Here is a 22,369-nt window from a genome sequence, read left to right on the forward strand (position 1 = left end):
CGAAATACATCCCTTTTCTATAAATGTACAGACTAACCCTATTCAGAAGAATATTTCGTTTTTTAACGAAGATCTCTTACAAATAGAATTAGTTGATCATTGGGATGTTTTCACCCTTCCGTTTCGAATTTAAATAACACATACATACTCTATGTAAATCATTTTCGATGTATGCATGTCTCCTTTTAACTATTCTAGAAAGTTAAAGGCAATTCCTCTAAAGAACGCATTAAATAGTTACCTTGCCATTTAATTTCTTCACGATTCCCTTTTATTTGTAGTTCAGGCATTCGATTAAACAAAGTAGTAATAGCAATCTTTGCTTCTAACCTCGCAAGTGGAGCGCCTAAACAGAAATGGCTACCATGACCAAAGGCAATATGACGATTATTTTCCCGAGTAATATCGAATACTTCTGGGTTTTCAAATACAGTTTCATCACGATTTGCAGAAGCTAAGGCAATGACAACCATATCTCCTTTTTCGATTGTTCGGTCGTGAATTTGAAAAGGTTCCGCTGCCCATCTTGCAGTTGTAACCTCAACTGGAGAATAATAACGCAATCCTTCCTCAATAGCCGAATCAATTAGTTTTGGATTATCTTTTAATAACTGTAATTGATTTGGATTTTCAAGAAGTGCTAATACCGTATTTGTAATTAAATTCACTGTCGTCTCGTGTCCTGCTACAATTAATAGCATTATCATTGAATATAGTTCCCGAGCGCTAAGTTTATGCCCTTCACTCTCTGCAAGTATTAAAGCACTCACTAAGTCTTCTTTTGGCTCTTTTCGTTTAATATCAACTAAATATTGAAGATATGTAATAAACTCAGATAGTTGTTTTTCGGTCTCTTTTATTTCTTCAGGTGTTTCTGGTGATGCAATAACAGCATGAGACCAAATTCTAAATTTCGCTTGATCTTCTTTTGGAATACCGAGCATCTCACTTATTACAATAATCGGTAATGGAAATGAATAATCATCCACAAGATTTAATGTACCTTTTCGCTCTATATCACTTATCAAATCATCTGCTATTTTCTCAATTCTTTTGTCTAATTGTGCAATCATCTTCGGTGTAAAAGCTTTTTGAACTAAAGATCGTAAACGACTGTGGTTAGGTGGATCTGAATTTAGCATATGTGTTGTTAAGTGGTCACTATTATCAACGGAAAGATACATGTTCTTTATATCTTGAGAAAACACATTTGTCCAATCTTTTTTTAAACGATTATCTTTTAAAAGTGGCAGAGCATCTTCATATCTAGTAATGAGCCATTCTTTACCGATTTCAACTTGGTTTACAAATAATATAGGTTGTTTTTTTCGCGATTCTTTATAAATTTCATACGCATCTTCTTTAAACTGAGCTGAAGCTAAATTAATGCCATCCTCTATGCTTAACCCAACTTTGTTTTTCATTGACATTGTATTCCCTCACTCTCATTTGTTTTTGAAAATCAACCCAACATATGCATTATACTCTAATAAAAACGTGAAAATTGTAAATTTTTAATCAAAATCTTACTTCGTATATTGAAAAATAAAAAAGTGAGAGAGTAAAATCGTTTCACTCTCCCACTTCTCTTTATGCGAAGCACATAAAATTACTAATTTGTTGATAGCGATAACTTACTTTACGACGACGACCACCTTGCCACGTGTAACCTGACACTCCATTTCTTCTCACTTCAGTCGGGAAGAACCATAAATCTCTTCCGAAAGGACCAGGACGATGTAAGCGTAAATAGCCCCATCTTCCTAGACAGTTACACATCCATGATTTCATATTACCTGGTTGTGCTGGAGAAGCAAATGTAGACGGTAACGACGGCGCTTGTGACGGAGGTGGTGACGTTGGAGCATCTTCTGCATCATCTGGTCTGTAATCTTCTTGTTCAATATCTCTCACTTCATTTGTAGGTTCATACCCGTAGTCATGTGGATTATAATACATCGCTTGATCATATGGATAATTTTGTTGGTTATACATATTAACAAATCACCTTCTTTTCATTCATTACCTTTACCATTCATATGTGATATGCCCTCTCTGGGAAGCTTATGTATAGCCCAAATTCAACTTAAAAAGCTCGTATTATTAAAAATACGAGCCTTTCAAAAATAGAATGTGTTTATTATTTCCTTAACTTCACACTATAAAAACGCATTTCATCTAACGAACCTTCAAATTCAAATACTTCTTGTTTAATTAATTGTTTCAAGCGATATTCTAAGAAAGTATCTCCAACTAACTGTTCAACAAGACCAAGTGCTTCACCAATTACTCTAGGAGCTTTAAGGAACTCTCGATCAGCACCCACACTTTTCGCGCATTCAATTATAAATTGATCAAAATAATCTTCCTGTACAGAATGCACTTCATTTTCTTTCCAAACTCTTAAACATTCTATGCTTTCCGATAATCTATCCCACTCATTTTCAAACTTCATGCGCTTCTCTTCAGTTAAATAAGGTAGCTTTATAAAACTTTTTTGGAATAGAGCTAAACTTTCAGGTGGTAATTCTCCCGTTCCACGAATATCATACTCTTGTTTTAATATTTCTCTACTTGCTTCAGACGTATTAATAACTCGAATGTTTTTCTTATCCTTTAATTGTGCCATTACAAAACTTAGGCCTACATGTTCATGTGCATTATCAGCCTTCCAAATTGTAATAGGCGTTTCAACAGGAATAGTATGTAGTTCTTCTATAGTTGCTATAAATCTTGATAAATATTCTTCTTCAAAATAACTATCATAAGCAGTTAAGTTATTTATTAACCACTTCTGTCTTACTAGTTGCCCCTCATTCGTATGCAACCTATATATCGGTCCAATTGAAAAGAATTCCGAAAAAGCAACAACACTCTCTTCAAATAATTCTTCTTGACTTAACATATATTTTAAGCAACCAGCCGTTGAATCATCAAAAGCAATATGTACGTGCGTACTTTCTTTTACATTCCCTTTATAAGTAGGATTACTCGTTAATTGTTTCGGAATATCCATCAAATTTTTAATTGTATCTTCACTATAGTTTTCTTCTAATAAGTTTAACTGTATGAGAATACTTTGAAGTAAATCTTTAGCCTCATCTTCGTACATATCCTCTACAGCATTTTTAATTTTATCTATCACACAAATCCCTCTATTCATTTCAAAAATAACGTAGATTATAGTGTATCATTTTAGTATAGTTCTTTAAAGTCAAATCCAGATTGCTACAGCAATCTGGATTTTCAACAAAAGCTCTCCTTATATTTTTGAATTGCTAAATATTTTACTTTGAAAATCTCTGTATCTAAATGTATAATTATATAAAAACAAAGATATAGGAGCTATATTTATGGAGAAAGTACTTACTAATTATAAACATTACTTAAAAAATTGGAGATTTATATTTATTTGCATACTACCTGCTATTGCCTTATTCGTTACTTTCTATGTCATATTCGAACTACTGTTTCATCAAAATTTCTACTTATCTAACTTAATTTCTGCTATCATATTATTTTTAATATTTATTAACGTTAAAGATAAATTTAACATTAAAGGCTAAAGAACACTATTTCAAAATAGCCCTTTATTATTGCATCCTACTATAAAATAAGACTCGTAGTAGATTTTCATAAAAAATAAGAGCACCCTGCAATTGGATGCTCTTATGTGATTAGAGGTTTTTTCTGAGTATTAAGTAGGACACGAAGATCTTGTCCTACTATATAATATATGCTTGTACTTATTATTTCGTGCATGTATTAAGAACCATGTTCAGGTACTTAATATATGCATAGTCATTGCTATAAAATCTACTCAAATATTTACTGTACGATTATCATATTTATAAATTAAAAAACATCCCTAATGGATGTTTTTTATCTAACATTTTAAGCTTCCATAAACTTAGCCGGTACACCAATTTTTTCAACTACAGAAGATATATTAGTAGGATTAATCATTACATTTTCAATACATACTAATTTATTTTCTAATATCCCATTCTCTGTAGTAATAAGTTCTTTAAACCGATCTAAAGTCATTGAGAATTTATGTTCACTTCCACCATTCATACTAACTTTTACATACTTCATAGTGTCACCGCCTTTCATAGTAATTTACATTTCGACAAGAAGGCGCTTACATCCTTTTTATTTACTCTTAGATTTCTCACGTTTACATATATATTGAGAAAAGAAACTACTATTATTTACTCACAAAATTATCGCTAATAGGAAAGATAAAGATAAAAATGCACAAAGTGGAATATATAAACCGGTATCCATTCTTGCAAAGTGCGTATCTTTTTGTCGTTTAAAGATACCAAAATAGTTAAACTCACCAATCACTCTAATAGAAAAGACAATCATACAAATCCAGGAACCGACTTGAATAATAACATTAGGAACTGCAAAATGAACAATATTTGCTTGTTGCAACAAAATTATTGCTGCCATACTTAATAATAATGCAATGAACAATGTCATTCGGGCGCGAGGTGTAAACGCCTTTTCCCCTGATTTAGTTGGAATAACACTATTTGTCCCCCAATTACCTCCGAAAGCCCAATATACATGTAAAAAGCTAACTAAGAATAATATGCAAGCAGATATATATGTAATGATAAGCATTTTATCCTCCCCTTATTTTAGTTCCTATCTATAAAATATGCTATTCCCCTCCGCAATAGCAACCTTCATTTCATTACATAAAAAAACCGTAATGATTTATCAATATTAAGATAAGTCATTACGGGGTTATTAAACTTCATTATGCATTATACCTATTTCTTCGGCGTTCCATCCTTGTTTGACCTTGAACTGCATTTTCTTTGTATGGATCTATTTTCTCTGTCATTTCATACGTTGCAACTGGTTCTTCGTACTTATATTCATGGATTTTTTCTGGCATTTTACTTTTAGATTCTTTCCCACCAAACTTAAATAGTTTCATCTTTAATTTCGGTAATCTTGGAAGACGAATCTTAAATGATAATCTTTTGCGTTTCTTTTTTGGTCCAAGTAGATTTATATTTTCTTTATTATTATCTTTCTCTTTGCGGTGAATGAACATCGCAAGTAATCCTCCTATTACAAGTCCTCCAATTAATAGTAATATATATACATAATGGCTTGTCATTAAACTCGTTATGCGTTCAAGTATGACTAACGACTGTACTTCTTTTATATCCCATAGTAAAGCGGCCCATAATGAGAATAAGCCCAAAGTAAGTCCATATGTACGAAAACGGAATAAACATGGAATTAACGCGACACATGCAGCAATTTTCGCATTTGCTATGATTGAGCTTGTTGAAATATCTTGATGCCAAATAACTAACAGTAATGTTATAAATGGCGCATACGCTATCCAACTGCATATACGTGAATACATCTTTTTAGCAAAATAACTACCGAAACTAGTAAAAAATAAAAGCCCTCCAATATATATAGATTGTTCTAGAGGGATTTGCTTTGTAAGTCCTGCAATTGGAAAGAGGCCGCTCAGTAGCATTAAGAGCACATCTAATTTCTTCACAATTCCCCATTCCTTTCAAATTTTTTCAATTAATAAAAATCGTTTTTCCATATGAAATAGTTTTTGTATTTCTAAAAAACATATTAATCCTGTCTGCACATAAAGTAAATATGTAAACGAAAAGATACTTGACAAAGGATATCCTTATTTACATGAAAAAATGACAAATCCTGATCGATATAACGAGCAGGATTTGTTTACTAGTATTTAAAGTAGAATAATTGAATCTTTCTTTTCTACTTTTACTACATCTACATCCAATTCATCATCAAATTCTTTAAACTCTCTTGCATCTATGTCAGTAATATAACTCTTTATTACCTTTTCCATATGCATGGAATATGTCATGTGTACATTCTTTTTCGAAAGCATACTAGAATTACAGCACATGTAATGTATCATTTTAGCGATATAATCCCTTTCTACAGGTTTTACACCTAATGGTAGAATTTCAAGTATATATCGCTGAAAAATCCCACTACAATTAAGTGAATATTCACCAGTGCTATAATACATCCCTTTTTGATCTGCATATAAGCCAATGCTATCTAGAGCATCATCACATTCTATTACACCGTAACTTGGTACATCAAAACCTGTATTTATTCTAATAATATTTAAATTTGGAACCTTTAACACCTCTGGAACAATATCAGGTAAAATATCTGTATTAATTTCTTTATTTTGTAACTTTTTTATCCAATACCTTCTCAAATTTGCATCTACAATGAAGTAAACTTGTTCATTTTGTTCTGTTGCATATTTTACAATTTCCATTAATGTTTCGGAAACATATTGTTTAAAAAGAGCTCCCATATCATTTCTCTTTGATGGTTGTGGTAAAAATGCATTATGTTTATTTATATTTAATAATACGTAATCAATCGTTTGCCATTCTGTATTCCCATATAATTTATATAAAATTTCTTTTCCTTTTATTTTTGAAAGAATAGGTAAGAAATCAAATTTCGATATTCGTTCAATTGATAAATTAACATATATACAAGGTAAATTTATCTTATTCCAACTACGCTTCAAAAATCCTTTTTGCTCTAATAAACTAAAAACACTATTTACAATTGTTTTACGCGATACACTTTGGCCTATAAATAAATTAATAAATGTTGAAATACGGTTTGCTCGTGCAAATCCCTCTCTAATGATTTGTTTTGGATCAATTTTTTCTCGTCCATCACAATTTTTCAATGCGATTAATGCTAATGTCGCATCACTGCGCTCGCCCGCGGTAGCATAGACAGCTTTCGTAACATCATCTACAAGATTTGTTTTATATTTTTGGCAATATTGCATTTTATATGGATTTTGTAACACCTTTTCAATATTGTATCTCACAACCTTTAATAACACTGGAAAATCTGTATTCAATACATAAGTATTTTCACCAACTTTAGTCAAAATAATTTCACTATCAAGTAATGCTTGTTCTATTTCCAGCACTATATTTTCAGACCAAACCTCTAATGTTAATGTCTCTAATCCTTTTGGTGCAAATAAAGGAAATAATTCATTTTTGTTATTTGTTGCTACCTTTTTACATTCTGGAAGTATTGTGAAATAAGAGAATTTACGCTGAAATTCTTTAAATAAATACTCTCTTTCCTTTACTTTTATACCCGGTTCTATTTTAGTACCTTGAACTTTATAAATTCTCTCATTGTATGGAAATAACACCCTTTTATTTTCCCCTACAATATAATCTTTCGGATATTGGAGAATATGGTCTAAATCCACCTCTCCCCCTATTTGAAAATCATCTTTTAAATTTCTAAATATTTTAATCCATTTCATACCGGTTGTAGCTTGTTGTATTTTTAGTTTTACAAACCGTATTTTTTTATTATTTGACGCAAACTCTGAGGTAGAAATCAATATCATGCCTCGTTTCCGTCTTAAAAGTAAAGGAATATCTGGATGATTATATTCTTGATATTAAGAATGATTTTATGAGCATTTCGTATAAGTATGATGTAACTGATTAAAACTATTTTCAAAGACGACATATTGGCGATAATTTATGTCTATTTCTTATAGGTGTTAGCAAGTTCGTTTGCAAACTTGTTAGCACTTTTTTATATTTCTTCTATGAAATAAATGCCCCTTAATATAATCGTAATTTTATATATTTACATTTTTTCTTTTCATCTCATAATTTTAATTGGGAAGGTGAAGAAAAGAATGGTTCAAATCAAGGTAACACCTGAAATGCTAGAAGAAGTCGCTTTAAAACAGCAATATAAAATGCTTGATAAATTAAAAGTAAATTATGAAGGGATTGATTATTAATGAATATTCTAGAAAATTTATATGAGGCCTTCACATTAGAAGCTCAGGAATCACCAGCGAGTAAGAGGCCATAGAATTAGAAAAGTTCTCATCAATAGATGTACCATTAGATTATTTAGAAGTAATCTAATGGTACAAATGCAGAGATTAATGTACAAAATGAACTTTACATACGTATTTGGAGCCCTGCTGATTGCATAGAGATGAATGCAGCACATGATATTCAAAAATATATACCAAATTCACTGGCAATTGGTGATGATGAAGGCGGAAAAGCATTATTATATGTAGATAGAAAAAAGGATTAGGATTATATACAGTGGATTTTAGAGATTTAGATGTTGAAGAAACAATTAAAATAGCTCCTTCATTAAAAGCTTTGTTAATAGATGGTGTCGGAGTAGAGGAATTGTTGTCTTAGTTAAAGTAATAACAGCCGACTCATTTATATCGAGTCGGCTGTTATTCTCAATTCACATGTACATATACATTGCTAGCTGTTACATAGTATGTTTTACTTTTGTTATTGATATCTTAAGATAATCACCAACTTTCAAAATTCTAAACCGTTTTGAAACTAAAGACTACATAATTATCCTTTTGTTCATAATCAGTAATATATAAGATTTCTACTTTAACATTACGCCCTGTATATTGCTGCTTTTCATCATCCCATTCATTTAAAATAACTTCATCACCTATATGAAAGTCTCGATCATTTTTTCGAATTTCAAAAGTTTTAATTTGTTCTAGAACAGGTGTAAAAAAAACTTTATTTATTTTCAAATTATGTAACATAGTTTCAATCACCTCTAATGATACTGCTTTAACTTCTAACAAAATTTATTAACTCTTGGAAAGGTTCAGTTTCATCGTAAATAAATAACTCAATATGCTTTTCTTCAGAATACTTAATCGCTTGTCGAATTTCAGAATTCTGAAATTCCTCTAAAAGATCAATTGAGTATTCATTATTATCTCGTTTTAGTAATCTTTCTCTAATTACTTGAGGCTTATTCTTTATAAGAATAATTTTAATCATATTAGTGTCTTCAAAAGTCGAGAAAGGTAACATGGTAACATTACTATCAGAATCTAACAAGCAAAAATGTCCATCTAACAACAAGATAAAACCATCCTGTTCTATCTTGTTTAATTCAGTTTTCCACAATTCTTGATTTCGTGAAATTCCATTTGTATTCTTGTCAGATGTATTTATATTATTACCAGCTTTTCTAATCAAATCACTAACAGAAAAAGATTTAATCTCTATTTCTTTTTGCAGCTTTGTTACCAAAGTAGATTTTCCCACTCCATGTATACCTGACAAAAAGATATATTCCATTCCTAGATGCCTCCATTCGTATAGCAAAATGATTGGGGTGCTGCTTTTAAATTGCTATCGAAATCAATTAAATCTAGGGGTTCTTCATATTTTTTAAACTCTTTGATTTGGATAGCAACTCCCTTTTGTCTTCCCGCAAAGTAATGATTAAAATAGCTTTTTGTTATACCCGAGTGATTTTTCGTTTTTTTCCATATATTATCAGGATTATCTATTATTATATCTTCTATTTCAAACTCTCCTACTACTTTTCCGCATGGTTTAGTTGCGTACACAACTACAGAAGAAATACCCTTCCGCTTAAAAATATTTTTTCTATACTCAAATTTCTTGTTTCCTAAAATAATTTCCTCTACGAACTCTGGTTTAATTGATAATAAAACTTTCATTTACCTCACCTAATTCTAAAATCTTCTCAAATTGTAAGTTTGTTAATGGCATAAAGCCTGCATATCCATCATTAATTAAACCTTTTTCAAGCAAATCATGCCTAATAATACGTTTAGGGAATGCTATATTGTAAAGCATTTTAATAATATGAGGATAATTTCCACGTCTCCAAAAACTCTCCAACTCTTCTCTACTAAATATTGTTCCTTTTCCACAGTATTTAATAAAATCTTCTACCGTACTAAAATCTCTAACATGCTTTCTCTCTATCACTGTACAGACTGATGTAACAACCGAACTCCATCTAGCCCATTTCCCACGTTCGGCGGTTCTATAAATAATAAGCATATCTCCTGACTTAATATTTTCAACCCCAAACATCTTTGTTAAATAAACCTTTTCAACTGTGTTTGTGAAAGACAAATCTTCTATTTTATGGTTTATCTCAGTTTCAAGCTTAGATAAAGGAAATAATTTTGTATGATATGTTGGAAGAATGCCAAGCAAAAATTTATTATTATTTTCTATTTTAATGCGTGGAAAATCTAGATGAAAATGATCTTTCACCTCTAGTGATTTTACATATACTAATTCACCGTTATTTTTCGTTCCCCAAAAACGGAATCCAAATTTCTCAAATAGCTTAATCAAGGATTTTTGTTTTTCAAAAACTGTTACATAACATTCTAAATAATTTTCTTCAATCATCCTCTTTAAAATTAAACCAATGAATCGTTCTCCTAAAACCGTCCCATGTGCATCTATTTTAAAAGTACCTATTTTAAGACGTCTCTTCTCTTCAAATTTTGGAGTAATAGTATCATCAGCCTCAATTTCTTCCTTTAGATATAAAAAACCCTGCAATTCGTTTTCTTTTAGAATATATGCATTCTCACCTTGAATAGTTTTCTTTTCAAACCACTTTTCAAATCCACTATAATCCTCTATTAAACTTAAAAAAAAAGGATCTTCTACATCTAATTTTGAAAATTCAACATATTCAATTACATCATTTTTCATCAATTACTTCCTCCTATTTTATCATTCTTAAAACTAAAAAACAAACGAATGTTCGCAAATCACTATTTTCCTTTCCATTCGATTATAACAAAAAAGGAATTTTTTACATATAAATATACATCATAAAACCGATTATGTATTCAGAACCCTATTTTCTCTTAACAGAATCCTTTTAAACAATGTTTACTAAGTTATACTTCTTTTTCGTCTCTCTTCGACTGAGCACATAGCTTTTCTCCTTACACTTACTCCACATACACATAGGCTTAATTTACTGTTAAATAGTAAATTCCCCCCTTTACTATTATTTTTCATTTTGAATGAAGACTAACTTTAAATTTAATGAATTAGTCAATACAAATTAAAAGAAGCCACCCAACAGGATGGCTTTCAATGTTTATTTTTTAATATACTCGTACCACCAGTTTCTTCTATCCATCCAAGCTGTAATCTTATCAAGCTCGCCATTAGGTAGTACTTCAGTTTGTAAGTAAGCTAAACCAGTTAATGGATCAGAGACAACCTTCCCTTTTGTTCCACGCTCATTCATAGCATTTACGACTTCCTGAACCAGTGAAATGCCAAACCCACCAGATTTAACATATTGATAGCCACCATTAGCAACAGATTGTTCTGTTTGTTCCTCTCCTGTAAACCAAAATAATGGTTTACTGCCAGTCAATTGGTTCAAATCACACTTACCGATACCAGGTACATTACCTGTCTCTGTGTATTGCCAAATATCGCATGGATAAGCTGGCTTGTTACCGCCATAACGAGGGATCCAAACAAAGTCAGATTTTACATTTGCCATACCAAACGGAGCATACATATGATGACCAACGTATAAACCAACTTTCTGAGCACCTAATCGGCGTAATTCATCAATAAATGCTTGTGTGCCCGCTCTCATATCATTCATTGTTTTTACTTCAACATCTGCAACCCAGACTGTCGCGCTCTTGTCTCCACGGTTCCAGAAGTCACGAGCTTCTATTCTTGCATCATTTTCAGAAACGAAACGACAAAATGCATAGTTACCAAAAGGAATACCATGTTGCTTCATTTCTTGTACATATCCTTTATACAATGGATCTACATAATTTGAACCATCTTGTACACGAGCGATGATAAAATCTACGTATTGCTTTGCTATAGGCCATTTAATGTCACCATTCCATTTTGAAATATCAATAATATGTCCCATTACTTACCATCTCCTTTTCTATCTTCTTGTTTTTGTTTGCCACCTAAAATCGCAACTGCATTTGTTAAGGCTTGTGGAAGTGGAATACCCATTCGTCCAGCATTTTCTAAAAGTGAAAGTAATTCGTTACCCATGAAGAAGAAAATTGTCGCTTCACGAATAGCACTATTACTTCCTAGCGCTGCATCTAATTGGGCTGCCGCCCCAACTAAAAGAAAAAGCACCACCTTTTTGGCGATGCCTTTAAAACCAACTTTACTTTTTAATTCTCCGTTATATCCTGCTGCAATCATGCCAGTTAAATAATCAATAACTGCCATCATTACTAAGATTTTCAATGTTGCATCCCATCCTCCCAAAAAATACCCACAAAAGCCTCCAAATGTAGCTATAAATGCTTTCATTAATATATCAATACGATCCATCTTTCCATCTCCTTATTTAGAATAAAAAAGAGAGACGCTTGTCCCTCTCTCAATAAGTACTTTTATTTTAGGATATTAAATCATCCCTTTTAGTATTAAACCCAAGACTGACATAGTAATTGCACTAATAATAATTCGTAAAATCCAAGTTGTATTCATGCTAATCTTTTCTAATTGCTTATTAATTGTAGCAATGTCTTTCTCATTAATTGTTGTGCGAGTTTCTAAACTACGAATATCTCGCATAATTTCTTTTTGTTCTGCTTTTAAACTGTCGATTTTTACATATACATCTTCCACTGTATTCACATCCTTTTTAAAATCTTAATAAAGCAATCTTTATATAATATGAGACAACCTTACTTATGGTGAATGCATCGCAGAAATTCCAAAACAAAAGCCGTATTTTGTGCAAAATAAAAAACAGCTTATGGCTGCTCCTGCTCTGTTTGTGTGTTATTTTCATTAGTTGATGTTGGCGGTTCTTGTGGAGGATATTCACCTGTAAGTTTAAAATAATCATTTGCACAAATGCGCCTTTTAGCAACTCCTAAGTTCAATTCATATAATTTGGCTCCACAACCACATAACTCACATTTCGTTAAAACTCTAAAACCAATAGTCCCGTCAGCCATGTCCCTCCATACCTCAACTTTACTTGTATCGTTGGCAATCCCTGCATTATCTAACATGTCAGCAGGTACTTGTATAAAAACTCCTGTTTCTGTTCGTTTTACATCTACTATTCTTCCCATATAAGGAAGCATTTCGCCTTCCTGAAAAGGCATCATATAGTTAATATCCATGTCCAATCCTTCCTCTCTATCCAAGTGCGTTAAATTTCCAACCACTTAGAGTACTCACATAAAAACCTGCTCCAGCATTACCGTCTGTAAAACGAATATGCCCCCATTGTTGGAATCCACCGCCACCTAAGTTAATTCCCTGCATTGCTCGTATATTCCTAAAGATTTTCACTTCTTTTTCAGTACTTATATCAAACGTTTGTCCGTCTGCTGCTGGAGCTATATTATTATTCACACCACCTAGAGCAAGTGCGTTAAACGGCTGAATGCCATCTGCTCTTTCTGCTGCAGCACGATCCCAATTATACATAGATGCATATTTGCCACTGTATAACGTTACACCACTTACACAAATCGCTGTCCCTTGTCTCATGTCAGCATTTCCAGAACAAACTTTAATAATCAATGCGTGTTCTTGTGGAATATAGTTTGTCGGGACTTTGAAAGTAAAAGAATACCTTCTGATTTCTCCGTAAAATGTAGACGGCTCAGGGAAGTCCATCTTTTGTTCACTCAATATGTCGTAACTAACGTTGTCTTGGAATTTAACGCAACACACGTGTATTCTCGGTTTTCCTGTCTTTCGCACGCCATTTATCATGGCAGTTCTAAAGTGTGCGGATGCTGTATATTCGTTACCAGGATATATACCGTTATTCACGATTGCTTCTGGATAGTTATACATGTCTACCCTTGTAGCATTCACCATTTGCTCGTAGTCAAATATATGTGTATTCTTTTCTATTACGACATTTCCCCATGACTTCCAAGTAAGACCATATCCACCTTCAAATCCATAATAATCGTTATGTCCGATATTTTTCTTTGTAACACTAGAAAAATCTGGATCTGCTATTAGGTTTCGTCTTGATACCGCAGTTGTTTTTGTGCCCCATTCGTCTTGGAATAGGAAGTCTAGCATTTTAACAGTTACACCATCTTTATCAATGGTGATCTTATCACCATCAATTCTAATAAGATTTGTATCTATGCCTTTTGCTGTTAACCATTTGACCATTGTGTCAGCATTAATATCCAGCTTTGCAGCATTAATTGTAATTTTGCCAGGGGACATATTGATGGCAGTGACAATGCCGTCCTTTAAAATCTGCGCTATAATTCCTTCGTCTAACACTTCTAACCTTGATTCCGTTTTCTTTACATAGGCATTATAAGTCTCATTTATAAATGTTTCTTGTTTTTCAGAGATGATTGAAACGCCTTTTTCATTAGCATTAATACCTCTTTCTAATTCTGTAACTTTTTTAGTGTAATCTTCAGTTGCTATCTTATCGGCCACTTCTTCCATGATTTTATCTTTATCTACAATATCAACGGGGTTCTCCATAAATGAAGAAGGTTTATCACCGATCTGCAACATAGGTTGCGCTGTCCACAGTCTTCCATTTCTACGCAGCCAGTATTGTACTTGTACTTTTTTCGTTCCTTCTACAAGTAGACCAAACACATGATATCTTACCCACATTCCTTGTGTTAACGTAATCTCTTGTCCGTATTGCTTTAATACATTTCCATTTGCATCTAAGCATTTCAGCTCCATTTTCGCACGATTATCAATGCTAGACTTATTATCTGTATAAAAGTATGCAGATAATACGTAATTCCAACCAGGTCCGGCATTTATAACTTCATGTGAAGCACCCCTGTATACGTCTGCTGTATTTCCAGTGGAGATTGTACGAAGTGTATTACAACCCTTATATAAAATCGTTGTATCTCTTGTTGTGCCTGATTGAAGTATCCAATATTTTGTATCATTCTTCCAAAGAACATTCCGTAATACAGTTTGATTACCGATTCCACCAACATACTCTTCAACATCTTTTATTTCAACTTTTCCTTCCAAAGCTTTTGCAGTAGTTTCCCAACCTGCTTTAGCCTCCTGTAACTGCGTACCTTGTTTAGTTTGTATCTCTTGTAAACTAGTAACTTTTTCTTTAATACCGTCCGCTGTTTTCTCTACAGTAGTCACACGCTCGCTAAAATCGACTTGTGTTTTTTCTACCGTTTTAATATTTTCTTTAATACCATTCACACTTTTTTCAATCTCGGTTGTTTTTTTAGTGAATTCATCATTCGTTACTTGATTTTCTGGAGCTGGTGTCCAATCCTGTGGCTTATTACCTTTATATAAAGCGACCCATTCTACAACGGCTTTTGTAGTGTTACTTGGAAAGTTATACAGACTCAACTTTCTTTCATTTTCACCCGTTGTTACTACAGCTTTAAAAGTTACATACGTTATTCCATTAGCATAAACACTTGTTGCATATCCAACATTATTTGAACCACCATTCTGCCAAATTCCAAATTGTTGGCCTTGTGGGACACTTCCTTTAATTACAAAAGTATATTCCTCACCTGCAACAAAATTTTCAGTTAGAGAATATGGATTGATTAGATAATCTGTTTTTTCGTATTTAGTATTTGAATCTAATAACAGATTACGACCTCCAGCTTTATCGTTATTAACTTTCTTTTCTACGCTCTCCAACTTCTCACTAATCTGGCCAGCTTTTTCTGTAATTTCAGTTGTGGTTTTCTTTAGATTATTAGTTGTTTGCTGCACCTCAGAGATTGTCTTTTTCGTACCTTCAGCAGTCTCTACCACTGTATTTAATTTTTCAGTGATTTCACCGTCTTTTTTTGTTAAAGTTTCAATAGATTTGGTAAAACCTTCGTTGGTCTGTTTCATTTCAGAGACAGTTTTGTCAATTTTACCTTGAGAGTTTTCTACATTTTTAATAGTTAGAGAAACTTCCTGAAGATTTTCTGTTACTTCCTTGAATTGTCCATTTGTCTCTTTTTGGGCTTCTTCTACTTTTTTATCTAATTCTTCTTTTGTGGACTGAATATCCTTATTAACCTGCTCCAGTGTATCTTTCCTAACTGACTCCACATCAGGAATAAGAAGCTCCCAATCTTTCCCGTTCCATACTTTTAAAATACCAGGTTTACCGTTACTAATATCTCGCCATAACGTCTTACCTACTATAAGGTTATCGATCGGTGGATTTTTAGCTTCAATAATATTTACCGTATTATTTTTTAAATTTTCCTGGACTTTTTCAGCTAACTCTTTAACTGCTTTAGACTCTTCTCGTATAGTTTCGATTGTTTTTTCATTCTCTTCCACCAATTTTTCTAGTTGTTCTAACAGTTCCTTATTAGCCTTATTTCCTAAAGAACCAAGAATTTTATTGTATAACTTCCTTAATTCTTCATTCGAATCAACAATTTCACGATAATCACCAAATACGTATTTATCCTGTTTAGGATCAGTAAAGGATTCATCACCGGCGATAGTCCGTGCTTCAAGATATAGCTTAGGTGTGAAATCTGTATCTTTAATTCGGATTGTGTCGCCCTCATTAATCAATTCATGCGCCAATCCAAATACACGCCCTATAGATGCAGCTTCTACTTCATAAGAAACAGATGTATTTACACGCTTTTTAAACTCTGTTTTCATCAAAGTCATAAGTCGCTCAGGAGACATATTCTGGTCTTCTGTTTCCGGTGTGTAGAATCCGAATTTATGTTTCCCACTTTCATTCCAACGCTGGAATGCATCACTATCTGTAATATAAGGAAGGCCGTTATTAATTTTCTCTATCGTAATAATGTTATCGCCTTCTCCTTTAACGAAACCTACTAGAGCTGTACAAACGTCTCGTGAATGTTCGATTCGCCTTACACCAACTAAGTCCTTTCCTAAAACTACTTCCTTACCGGTTTCCCTACCACGTTCCTTTATCATATCAACGTACCAACCAGTAATTTGTGACCCCACGACTTCCACACGATATTGAATTTCTAAATCAAATAACGAAGCGATTTTCTTCAAGAATGTAAGAGGATCTATAATTTCGTCAATTGTCATCGTGTGGAATCCAGCGTACTCTGTTATTCCACGCTTCCATTTCATCCCTACGAGAGCCATTTCGATAAACTCATTAACGGTTTTACCTTCTATACGTTGCGGCATAATATAACCGTCTTTCGCTATTTGTACCCACGCACCAGATGCATGAACTGTAATCGACCGATCGTTAGAGTCTTTTTCCACTTCATTGTTGATCACGTATGGAACCATTAGGCCATCACGAACCTCTTTTACAATTAAATTCTGTTGTTGCAAAGCAATGGCGTGAGGCGTTTCGTCAAATACTTTAAATTCTAATGTGTCTATATTATTTTTAAGTTCCCAGTGACGAATATCATCCCAATAGTCTTTCGGTTGAATAGCTGATATGATTTGATCTGTTTTAAAATCCACGACATGCAAAATTCCGCTTGGTGTTCTCATCTGAATCGCTCCCTGTATTTGACCCTTGCTGTTCCGATATCAGAAGGCATAATCTCAAGTTTATTAGTGCCTCTATTGATAACAGGGAAATTACTGAAAATGTCCTTAATGTTAATCGCATTCTTTCCTTCAATTGTTACATGACTATTTTCTGTGTCGATCACGACTTTATCACCAACATCTACTATATAAGGCGGTGTATTTTTCGTATTTAAATTCACTTTCCAAAACTTCAAATCACTAACTGACATCGCTTCTACTGGTGGAACGTCTTGAAACTGCATGATGCTAATCTGAATTTGTGCTGCTTTTTCCATATGATAGTTTTTTTCATCCGTCCAACGTGCAAATCGTTCTGAATCATCTTTTTCTGTACCTGGAAGGAACTTTGAAATATACGCTTCCCATACATTTCCGGTCCTAGCTATCCACAATCGTCCAAAATACTGATTCCATGTATTCGGGTAATCGCCACTCTCATAGATCAAACCTGTTTTCCCTGGCTTATTGTCATATCCAATTACCATTGTACCGAAATTTTGTTCAGCTTGCCAAAACAGATCGTTCATAGCAATTTTTGAAAGTACCTTGCTATTTTCATCCAGTATCGCTATCTCAACTCGTCCCATTTCATTGATTTTTTTACTCTTACATGTAACGTAGGCTTGCATAATAAAGTCTTGTACTGGACCGCCAGGGATACTCTTTTTAACGGCTGCGCCGTGCCAACCTTTACCCGCAGTACCAAAATCAGAACAATAGAATTGGTATTTATCTGATTTCATTTCACCCACCGGTTCACCATCTTCCATCGAGCTGACCTTACTCCATCCTACAGTGGTAGCCATTTCATCCCATATAAGCCTTTGATTTCTTTCTACAGGTGTTTCCACAGTTTTTAACGGCATTCCGATACGAAAATAATCCCGATCATTTAAAGATGTCTCGCCGAACCATACGTCTAGAAAAGTATTTGGTTTCGTAATATCAATCTCAATGATAGGGTTAGAATGAACAGTTCCTTTATTTTGGACATTAGCAACTAACCCACTAACATCTTTTTTAAAGTCAACCGTTTGCTCTTTTCCTAACTTATATGGCATTGGACAAATGAAAGTTAAAGTACCTTCACCTAGATCAACTAACTGGTCTAAATCTAAAGTTTCATCTACGACAGCTAAAAACGTACGATCTTTTTCATCATCAAAAATAAGCTCGCACGGTTGATCCGTAACGAGCCAATCTGCTATTTCTTCTTTTAGTTTTTCAGCTTCTTCAGCTGAATCATATAATAGTGCAATAGGAACTAAAATCTTTCTCATTTTAGTTTGTGTGCGTAGTAACCTACCTCCTGGATAATGCGAGACTTCAAGAAACATACGATCCAAAGGAGCCCATGCAGGGCGCTTTTTACCCTGCAGTGGAATTACATTTGGATTCCTTTTCCCGTTAAAACTAAAGAAACTAATTCCAGCCATATCATCACCTACCTAAAAAACTTTCAATCTTTCTTTCTCGTTTTCTTGAAACTTGCTAACATCTGAGTAGATTTCCTTCGCTACTTCTCTGCCGTTTAAATTAACTTGCAAAATAGTTGGGCCTTGTGATGCATATTGTTGTGCTCCAGCTTGTTGAGTAAATGGTAGCGACCCTATTATTCCGTTAGCAATTGCATCGAAGGTTCGTTTGCGAAGAGGTAAAACTGTTTCATCGTATCCTCTCGCGTCACCACATTTGTTATGTTAAGGCTCTTTATCCTTAACTCTCCAGTTTTCACTGGAGTATCGGACTATATCATCACCCATTCTTCGGGTGTCGTGCGCTCTTGGGTATTTCACCATATTCTCACTTAGGTTACTCTACCTAGTCTCTACACCTTCCTGTCGTTTCCGCACAGGCTCGGCTCGGGATTGCCATATTTTACTAACAAAAAAAGACACTTATAATAGAGTGCCTACCATACATTGATAAAACTTAGGTTTCCCCGAATTCACACGATATTTTATGCTGCTGATTTCTCAACAGCCGGGCTAGTTTTAACCCCAATTAATGTAGGATTCCCAGGTTTAATTAACGCGCCATTTGCAGCCCATTTAACATCGAAAGATGGTAGGCCTTCGCTCGCCCAATTAACAGGGTTTAACGAACCGTTCACACTGATTTTCGGAACAGGTATATGCACACCGCTAAACATATTCGAAACGCCTTTTCTAATTTTATCAATCCACTCCATAACACCTTCCCAAGCATTTTTAAATGGGGTTGCGATTGCATCTTTCACTTTTCCGAATACTTCTTTTATCACTGTAAGGGTGTCTCCTGAGCTTTTAAAAATACCCTCGAACATATCAGAAAATATTTTCTTTACACCTTCCCAAGCTTCTCCAAACAGTCCCTTCATTTTGCTGCCTATTTTGCCAATGATGCCAAGTACCTTTCCAACTCCCCATATTTGAATGAAATTCCAAATGAATTCCCATGCTCCTGATAAAATCTGTTTAATGGCATCCCATACGCCGGTCCAATCACCAGTCAGCAAGGAAGAAAAGAGTTTAATTGTCCCTAAGATGATATCTAAGGCCCCATTTATAACGCCTTTTATGTTTCCCCATACATCTTCAATGATGAATAGAACAACAGGCATTACAAATTCAATAATGCCCTTTATAAGATCAAATGCATTTTTTACAGCTTGGACAATCTGATCCCCGTTTTCTTTCCAAAATGCTGCAATCTTTTCTATAATCCCGTTCACAAATGACATCACATCTGTTAATAAAGGCATTAAGTAAGGAGCTATTGTATTGAATACACCTTTAATAAAATCCCAAGTAGCCCCGATTATTCCCATAATTACAGGAGCAGCAGCTGAGATTAGAGATTGTACATTTTCTATAAAACTACTTAATTGGGCATGTACATCCTGAACGAACATGATAATATCCGCTTTTTGTTCTGGAGAAAACCCTAACTTATCCAAGAAATTACTAGCGGCTCCCCAATCACCAGATACGAGGGCTTTCATAGTTTCTACACCATATTGCACTGCGGCTGTAGTTTCTTGTATAAACTGAATTGCATTAGCCGAAAAACCTAGTTTAGTAAGGATGTCATACCCTTCAACTAGCGCATTCCTATCTCCAGTTGCAGCAATCCAGAATTGCTCGATAGCAGCGCCAACTTGTTGGATAATTCCAATTGCATCACGAAGTGGTTCGAATACTTTATTCATTGCTTCTTGACGTTGACGAGTTTGCTCAATACCCTGTTGGAGTTTCTGGTATTCAACTTCAGATTGGTCGAGGATTTTATTGGCTTCTTCTTGAGTCATGGTCCCTTCCTCGACCTTCATTTTTAACTCTTCTTTTTTCTGAGCTAACATACCATCGGCATTCATCATATCTTCAGCGTGCTTCTTAGATAAAGCAAGTTTTTCATTATACTCTTCTTGCGTTATCTTCCCTTTTTTGAGATTCATATCAAGAATGGCTTTAGATTGAGCTAACTGCTGATCAGTTTGTTGCATTAGCTTAGCTGCTTCAACAGCTCTACCAGATGGATCAAGCCAGTCAGTAAGAGATTTAACAGCACTATTTGTTCCGTTTGTCATTGCAACAAGTGCTGGTTCAACATGCGAGAAAACAACAAGTCCTAAATTTTCTAATTGTGATTTAACGCCATCAACTGCACCTGATAAGTTATTTGCCATTGTTTCAGCCATAACCTTTGCAGAGCCTTCAGCAGTTTCGAGGGTATTTACCATATCATCAAAGGCAGGTTTACCACCTTTAATAACTTGGATCCATCCTGCATACGCTTCTTCACCGAAGATTGCTTTTGCAGCAGCGATTTGTTGAGCGTCGGTTAACTTCCCAAACCCATCGTGTAATTGACCAATAATCTCATTCATTGGTTTTAAATTACCTTGTGAATCCTTTACAGTTACATTTAATGCTGATAACGATTTAGCAGCTTCTTTCGGCGGGGCAGCTAAACGAGATAATCCGGCACGTAATGCAGTACCAGCCATAGAAGCTTTGATACCGTTATTTGCAAATATCTGAGCAATTGCAGCTGTTTGTTCGATGTTTAAACCGAATGTAGCAGCTACAGGAGCTGCGTATTTCATGGTCTCGCCGAGTTGTTCAACATTTAAGTTGGCAGTCGCTTGGGCTAACGCGAATACATCGGCCGCTCTTCCTGCTTCAGAAGCCTTCATTCCGAATGGTGTCATTGTATCTGTTACGATATCAGAAGCCCTTGCAAGGTCTAATGCACCAGCAGTTGCTAAATCAAGTAGTGGTTTACTAGCTGCAATCATTTGGTTAGAATCCCAACCTGCGAGAGCCATATATTCATAGGCCTCGGCTACGTTAGTAGCAGACCATCTTGTATCAGCACCAAGTTTACGAGCGTTAGCTCCAAGCTCAGCCATTTGTAGTCCGTTCGAACGTGAAAGAGCTTCTACCTTCGACATTTGTTTCGTGTACTCAGAACCAACATGAACTACACCAGCAACTGCGGCACCAACACCGACAGCGATGCCGACTAATCCGCCCATAGCTATAGCAGCTCCACCAACAGAAGAACCTAAACCAGCTGCCGCAGCACCAACTTGACCAAATCCACGACCTAAGATACCTGTGGTCCTTTGCCCGCTTCTTTCTGCATTAGCCAATCCTCTTTGTAACTGATCGTCTTTTAAGAAGATTGAACCGAACATCTTAAATAATTCCATCTATTCACCCGCCTTTCCGCGGATTTTTGCAACTCGAGCAAACACTTCTTCTTTTGTAAGTTTCTGCTTCGGTGTTTGTTCGATTGAATCGTTGTATTGTGTTACCTGTTCTTGCGTTGGATTTTCACGCTTATGTTTAAATTGAGGAAATGTTTCATTGCAGTACGGTTGTAGGGCACACCATTCCTCCCATAACATGCGGTCCATCTCTTTCTTCTTTGCGGTGAGATACAAGTTAATAACTATCTCTGCATCCAAACTC

At 34.5% G+C, this 22,369-nt stretch carries 20 protein-coding genes and 2 pseudogenes; 2 read left to right on the forward strand and 20 right to left on the reverse strand.

Annotated features, from left to right (window positions below; translation table 11 throughout):
* Positions 1-194 precede the first annotated feature (194 nt).
* The 3 genes from B9A45_RS16510 to B9A45_RS16520 all read right to left on the reverse strand — a co-directional run bounded on the left by B9A45_RS16510 (position 195) and on the right by B9A45_RS16520 (position 3,145).
* Entirely contained in the window at positions 195-1,430 is a 1,236-nt protein-coding gene (locus tag B9A45_RS16510; protein ID WP_000062125.1) for a cytochrome P450 family protein, read from the reverse strand.
* Positions 1,431-1,590: 160 nt separating this feature from the next.
* On the reverse strand, positions 1,591-1,995 hold the full coding sequence (locus B9A45_RS16515) for a hypothetical protein (protein ID WP_000282680.1): 405 nt from the start codon (positions 1,993-1,995) through the stop codon (positions 1,591-1,593).
* A gap of 145 nt (positions 1,996-2,140) precedes the next feature.
* The gene (locus tag B9A45_RS16520) at positions 2,141-3,145 is read right to left on the reverse strand and encodes a DUF1835 domain-containing protein (RefSeq protein WP_000565679.1); all 1,005 of its coding nucleotides are present in this window, start codon (positions 3,143-3,145) and stop codon (positions 2,141-2,143) included.
* 208 nt (positions 3,146-3,353) lie between these two features.
* Between B9A45_RS16520 and B9A45_RS16525 the strand changes: the two genes are divergently transcribed.
* Positions 3,354-3,566, forward strand: a complete 213-nt coding sequence (locus tag B9A45_RS16525) for a hypothetical protein (RefSeq protein WP_000416828.1) — start codon at positions 3,354-3,356, stop codon at positions 3,564-3,566.
* Positions 3,567-3,894: 328 nt separating this feature from the next.
* On the opposite strand, the gene B9A45_RS16530 is transcribed toward B9A45_RS16525, so the two are convergent.
* The 4 genes from B9A45_RS16530 to B9A45_RS16545 form a co-directional block, all read right to left on the reverse strand.
* A complete protein-coding gene (locus B9A45_RS16530) occupies positions 3,895-4,098 on the reverse strand; it encodes a hypothetical protein (RefSeq protein ID WP_000878372.1) in 204 nt (67 codons plus the stop codon).
* A gap of 120 nt (positions 4,099-4,218) precedes the next feature.
* On the reverse strand, positions 4,219-4,635 hold the full coding sequence (locus B9A45_RS16535) for a DUF3995 domain-containing protein (protein WP_000905575.1): 417 nt from the start codon (positions 4,633-4,635) through the stop codon (positions 4,219-4,221).
* A gap of 139 nt (positions 4,636-4,774) precedes the next feature.
* Positions 4,775-5,542: a DUF3959 family protein gene (locus B9A45_RS16540; protein ID WP_000732183.1), complete on the reverse strand. Its 768-nt coding sequence runs from the start codon at positions 5,540-5,542 to the stop codon at positions 4,775-4,777.
* A 207-nt stretch (positions 5,543-5,749) separates the two neighbouring features.
* Positions 5,750-7,432 carry an RNaseH domain-containing protein gene (locus B9A45_RS16545; protein ID WP_061139231.1) on the reverse strand — a complete coding sequence of 561 codons (1,683 nt, stop codon included), beginning with the start codon at positions 7,430-7,432 and terminating at the stop codon, positions 5,750-5,752.
* Positions 7,433-7,845: 413 nt separating this feature from the next.
* Between B9A45_RS16545 and B9A45_RS32745 the strand changes: the two are divergent.
* Positions 7,846-8,267, forward strand: a pseudogene (locus B9A45_RS32745) (SMI1/KNR4 family protein).
* 140 nt (positions 8,268-8,407) lie between these two features.
* Here the strand turns inward: B9A45_RS32745 and B9A45_RS16560 are convergent.
* The 13 genes and pseudogenes from B9A45_RS16560 to B9A45_RS16615 form a co-directional block, all read right to left on the reverse strand.
* Complete coding sequence (locus B9A45_RS16560) at positions 8,408-8,644, reverse strand: DUF3850 domain-containing protein (RefSeq protein ID WP_084065599.1); 237 nt, start codon at positions 8,642-8,644, stop codon at positions 8,408-8,410.
* A gap of 28 nt (positions 8,645-8,672) precedes the next feature.
* A complete protein-coding gene (locus B9A45_RS16565; protein ID WP_084064265.1) occupies positions 8,673-9,191 on the reverse strand; it encodes an ATP-binding protein in 519 nt (172 codons plus the stop codon).
* A gap of 2 nt (positions 9,192-9,193) precedes the next feature.
* Positions 9,194-9,580, reverse strand: coding sequence for an ASCH domain-containing protein (locus B9A45_RS16570; RefSeq protein ID WP_084064266.1), 387 nt, complete (start codon positions 9,578-9,580; stop codon positions 9,194-9,196).
* A complete protein-coding gene (locus tag B9A45_RS16575) occupies positions 9,558-10,601 on the reverse strand; it encodes a hypothetical protein (protein WP_084064267.1) in 1,044 nt (347 codons plus the stop codon). Before B9A45_RS16575 ends, B9A45_RS16570 begins: the two co-directional genes overlap by 23 nt.
* 397 nt (positions 10,602-10,998) lie before the next feature.
* Complete coding sequence (locus B9A45_RS16580; RefSeq protein WP_084064268.1) at positions 10,999-11,808, reverse strand: GH25 family lysozyme; 810 nt, start codon at positions 11,806-11,808, stop codon at positions 10,999-11,001.
* Positions 11,808-12,233, reverse strand: a complete 426-nt coding sequence (locus B9A45_RS16585; protein ID WP_084064269.1) for a phage holin family protein — start codon at positions 12,231-12,233, stop codon at positions 11,808-11,810. The genes B9A45_RS16580 and B9A45_RS16585 overlap by 1 nt, the downstream gene beginning before the upstream one ends.
* Before the next feature lie 75 nt (positions 12,234-12,308).
* A complete protein-coding gene (locus B9A45_RS16590) occupies positions 12,309-12,533 on the reverse strand; it encodes a hemolysin XhlA family protein (protein ID WP_000390484.1) in 225 nt (74 codons plus the stop codon).
* A gap of 128 nt (positions 12,534-12,661) precedes the next feature.
* The gene (locus tag B9A45_RS16595) at positions 12,662-13,039 is read right to left on the reverse strand and encodes a hypothetical protein (RefSeq protein ID WP_000354139.1); all 378 of its coding nucleotides are present in this window, start codon (positions 13,037-13,039) and stop codon (positions 12,662-12,664) included.
* A gap of 16 nt (positions 13,040-13,055) precedes the next feature.
* Positions 13,056-17,369 (reverse strand): phage tail spike protein, encoded by a 4,314-nt coding sequence (locus B9A45_RS16600; protein ID WP_084064270.1) that lies wholly within the window; start codon positions 17,367-17,369, stop codon positions 13,056-13,058.
* On the reverse strand, positions 17,366-18,847 hold the full coding sequence (locus B9A45_RS16605) for a distal tail protein Dit (protein WP_084064271.1): 1,482 nt from the start codon (positions 18,845-18,847) through the stop codon (positions 17,366-17,368). The genes B9A45_RS16600 and B9A45_RS16605 overlap by 4 nt, the downstream gene beginning before the upstream one ends.
* 12 nt (positions 18,848-18,859) lie before the next feature.
* Positions 18,860-19,099, reverse strand: a pseudogene (locus tag B9A45_RS32750) (hypothetical protein); the annotation flags it as partial.
* 272 nt (positions 19,100-19,371) lie between these two features.
* Positions 19,372-22,107 carry a phage tail tape measure protein gene (locus tag B9A45_RS16610; RefSeq protein WP_255260600.1) on the reverse strand — a complete coding sequence of 912 codons (2,736 nt, stop codon included), beginning with the start codon at positions 22,105-22,107 and terminating at the stop codon, positions 19,372-19,374.
* The gene (locus B9A45_RS16615; protein ID WP_255258875.1) at positions 22,108-22,365 is read right to left on the reverse strand and encodes a hypothetical protein; all 258 of its coding nucleotides are present in this window, start codon (positions 22,363-22,365) and stop codon (positions 22,108-22,110) included.
* Between the last annotated feature and the right edge of the window lie 4 nt (positions 22,366-22,369).

Origin of the sequence: Bacillus sp. JKS001846 (assembly GCF_900176455.1) — a bacterium.
Classification (GTDB): Bacteria; Bacillota; Bacilli; order Bacillales; family Bacillaceae_G; genus Bacillus_A; species Bacillus_A cereus.